The 3,478-nt window shown below is 37.0% G+C and carries 5 protein-coding genes; 4 read left to right on the forward strand and 1 reads right to left on the reverse strand.

Features of this window, described 5'->3' with window-relative positions; genetic code table 11:
- The 3 genes from F6K13_RS24200 to F6K13_RS24210 form a co-directional block, all read left to right on the forward strand.
- Positions 1 to 666: tetratricopeptide repeat protein (locus F6K13_RS24200; RefSeq protein ID WP_287288620.1), on the forward strand; the 666-nt coding region annotated here is incomplete at its 5' end.
- A 7-nt stretch (positions 667 to 673) separates the two neighbouring features.
- Positions 674 to 823 (forward strand): hypothetical protein, encoded by a 150-nt coding sequence (locus F6K13_RS24205; RefSeq protein ID WP_161564670.1) that lies wholly within the window; start codon positions 674 to 676, stop codon positions 821 to 823.
- 178 nt (positions 824 to 1,001) lie between these two features.
- Positions 1,002 to 1,124: a hypothetical protein gene (locus tag F6K13_RS24210; protein WP_287288621.1), complete on the forward strand. Its 123-nt coding sequence runs from the start codon at positions 1,002 to 1,004 to the stop codon at positions 1,122 to 1,124.
- 429 nt (positions 1,125 to 1,553) lie between these two features.
- On the opposite strand, the gene F6K13_RS24215 is transcribed toward F6K13_RS24210, so the two are convergent.
- The gene (locus F6K13_RS24215) at positions 1,554 to 2,666 is read right to left on the reverse strand and encodes a geranylgeranyl reductase family protein (protein ID WP_124146815.1); all 1,113 of its coding nucleotides are present in this window, start codon (positions 2,664 to 2,666) and stop codon (positions 1,554 to 1,556) included.
- 18 nt (positions 2,667 to 2,684) lie between these two features.
- On the opposite strand from F6K13_RS24215, the gene F6K13_RS24220 reads away from it, so the two are divergent.
- Positions 2,685 to 2,852: a hypothetical protein gene (locus tag F6K13_RS24220; protein ID WP_287287741.1), complete on the forward strand. Its 168-nt coding sequence runs from the start codon at positions 2,685 to 2,687 to the stop codon at positions 2,850 to 2,852.
- Positions 2,853 to 3,478: the final 626 nt, after the last annotated feature.

Here is a 3,478-nt window from a genome sequence, read left to right on the forward strand (position 1 = left end):
TCTCTCTCAAAAGAAGTTATCGCTTCTTTTGAGAGAGCAATAAAAATCAAACCAGATCTATATCAAGCTTGGTACAATGTTGGAAATACTTGGAGTAGTTTAGGACATTATCGAGAAGCAATTGAAAATTACAAACAAGCAATAAAGTTTAAACCTAGTTTATACCAAGCTTGGCATAATCAAGGCAAGGCATTATTTGAATTAGGAAGGTATCAGGAAGCCTTGAATTCTTTTGAACAAGTCATTAAGCTTAAGCCTAATCATTATATAGCTTGGAATTTTCAAGGAAAAACTTTATTTTATTTGGGGAATACTAAAAGAGAAATTATTAGTTATGAGAAGGCAATAGATATAAAAGTAGACTATCAGGAAGCTTGGAATAATTTAGGTCAAGCTTTATCTAATTTAGGAAATTGGGTTGAGGCGATCGCTTGTTTTGACCAAGCCATAAAAATTCAGTCAGATTATTCTTTGGCTTACTATAATAAAGCTCGTTGTTATGCTTTACAGGATAAGCTATATTTAGCTATTGAAAATTTAGAACAAGCAATTAATTTAGGTGCTGGTCAACCATATCGAGAAATGGCAGAAGCTGATGCTGATTTTTTTAACATTAGCTCAAATCCTAACTTTAAAGCTTTAATTAAAGATGATTTAATTGATTAATTAGGGTTTGCTGAAAAAGTCTTTTAGTAAGGGTAGGAGACAGGAGACAGGAGACAACCCACCCCTCGCCCCTCCCCCTCCCAGGAGGGGAGAAATGGATCGGGAGCGAGGAGGTAGGAGTAAGAATTGTAAGAATGATTTTTCTGCCCAACTATGAGCCTAAAATACTAACTTTTTGAGCGTGAAGAGCTGAAAACCAGGCACTTTTTTCGACCCCAAAAAGACACTTGTCTTGATATGTGAATGCTTTTAGATTTAATCAGCAAACCCTAATTAGCTATTACCATTCAGCTATCAGCTAAAATCGAGGGGTATAATACCAGTTTGATAAATCTTTGCTACAAATATTTAGGTTACTGCTATTGAGTCAACCCACCCCTCGCCCCTCCCCCTCCCAGGAGGGAAATACAGGAGGATCAAGTCGTATGGGAATAGGTTTGATACCATTTTTTATGTAGTAATTTATCTTTTTCGTCCAATATAGCAATCCTAAATAAGTTGTGACAAATCAAAAAGTAGATAAAAAAACTGAAACTTCTACCTGTTCCCTGTTCCCTGTTCCCTGTTCCCTGTTCCCTAAAAGCGGTAAGATTTTTATACACAAATAAAATAGGACTGCTATAGATATTTCCTACAAATTATTTTAATACTGCTTATTATTTGTAACATTCTTTTTTCACCCTTGGTATAATACTAAATCTCCAAAGTTTTACGACATCTTAATATCATGTTCCCCCTCCGGGGGAGCTACGCTAACGGACGGGTCAGTTATAAATAACATTTAAGAACTGACAGTACCGAAGAAATGCTAAAATTATCTTGAGTTTTCTCCTTTTTTTCCTTCTGCCCTCTGCCTCCTGCCTTCTGCCTTCATTTAGAATAAATTTTTATCTTTGCCAAAGTCGTCGCAAAGCAGAACCCACTACATCCGAATAACGTAATTCTCCAGACAAAATTTTTGTCATAATAGTAGTAGCACGAGGTCGCTTCACCCCTACTTGATAACCAATATGTGAAAAATGAGAAAATCCTTGGGCTAAACGTTGTGCCCAAACCATATCTTTACCCCATTCTTCATTAATTATTTGAGTGTATTTTTCTAAAGCAAATAAATCCCCATTTAGAGAATTATGAATTGCTGTTGCTGCTTTAATACCTGTAAATATAGAAGGGCGAATTCCTTCAGCAGTAAAGGGGTCAACAATACAAGCTGCTTCTCCTGCTAAAACTGCATTTTGTGTATGTAATTTTTGATTCCCATTCCATAAACATAAAGGATGACCAAACTTCTGAATATTTTGAATATCTACCTCAAACATTGTGGCATATTCTGTTAATAAAGCTGCAAAATTTTGACCATGTTTTCGCCAAAATGTACCGACTCCTATTGAGTATCCATCAGCTTTAGGAAAATTCCAAACATAGCCATTATTTAACATTCCAAACTCAAAATAAGCACTATCAATTTGCTGATTTTCAACTGGTACTTCTATTTCCATCGCACCACCTGAAAAGCGTTTACGATTGTTAAAACCCAACCATTTTGCCATGGAACCTTTAGCTCCATCCGCAGCAATTAAATAACGACCAATAAATGATTGATTATTGGTATTAACTTGCCAGTTGTTGTTCTTAAATTCTATGCCTATAACTTTAGTTTTATCTCTAATTTCTGCTCCCTGTTTTTTCGCTTGCTGAACGATAAAATAATCAAAAACTTCTCGACGTACCATCCAAATTGGTTCTTGATTTTTAAGGTTAACTTCTACTAAATCGCCTTTTTTCCAAGTATAACGAATGGAATTTATTTTCAGAGAAATAGCTGGTGTAAAATCAAAATCAAACCACTGTTGAACAATGGGAGAAACTCCACCTCCACAGGGTTTATATCGAGGTAAAGATTCTTTTTCTAAGACTAATACAGAACGTCCGTTTTTTGCTAGATGATATGCGGCACTTGCTCCTGCTGGTCCGGAGCCAACTATGATACAATCAAACATACACTGTTTTCCGTTGTTATGAGGTACAAAATTTTAGGTTTGAGGGAACAGGGAACAGCGGTGCGACCCCGCGTCGGCGTCAGACGCAAGCGGTCAGACCCCGCGACGACGCCAGCTCGCTTGCGGAATGCTGACCAAGAGAGGGAACGCGCACCAAGAGAGGGAACAGGGAACAGAAAAGAATAAAAACAACTATACCTCATAGCTTCGGAAACTGCTGTATAATTTAGTAGTTCTAGTGTTTTTAGTCATTTTATTTTGCTTCAATCCTAATATTTATTAAATAACAGGCGTGGTTCAATAATTAATAATTAATAATTAATTATTAATTATTACCTCTCCTTGAAAAGAAGAGGATTGACTAATAATGAAAATTTTTCTTCTCTTGGTCGATGGTCGGCCAGCGAGGAGACCCGTTCTTACAGACCCGCTCCGAAGATCGCCATCCCACCCTACGGGAAGCTGCGCTAACGACCGCTTATTATCCCCTTAAAAGGGGAGGCTTTAAACCACAATTTTTCGGTAAAAAGAGGTATGATATCTTGTCCGGATAAGAGCACAAACAAAAAACTTTCTCCCTCTACTACTCTTTCTTATTCTTTCTTTCCTTCTGACTGGGTCATCCCCCTCCTGGGAGGGGGAGGGGCGAGGGGTGGGTTGACTCCTAAATAATGAAGATTAATATTATACACTAATTCACCAATGCCAAATAACAATACTCTTGAAAAAAATATGCAAATTCAGACACGCAAGAAAGTATATACTCCAGAAGAATATCTATTATTAGAAGAAAATGCTGAAGATAAACATGA

Origin of the sequence: Okeania sp. SIO2B9 (assembly GCF_010672505.1) — a bacterium.
Taxonomy (GTDB): Bacteria; Cyanobacteriota; Cyanobacteriia; order Cyanobacteriales; family Microcoleaceae; genus Okeania; species Okeania hirsuta.

Coding starts and splice junctions, on each gene's coding strand:
- F6K13_RS24220 (WP_287287741.1), top strand. CDS start 2,685: ATGAGGTACAAAATTTTAGGTTTGAGGGAACAGGGAACAGCGGTGCGA.
- F6K13_RS24215 (WP_124146815.1), bottom strand. CDS start 2,666: ATGTTTGATTGTATCATAGTTGGCTCCGGACCAGCAGGAGCAAGTGCC.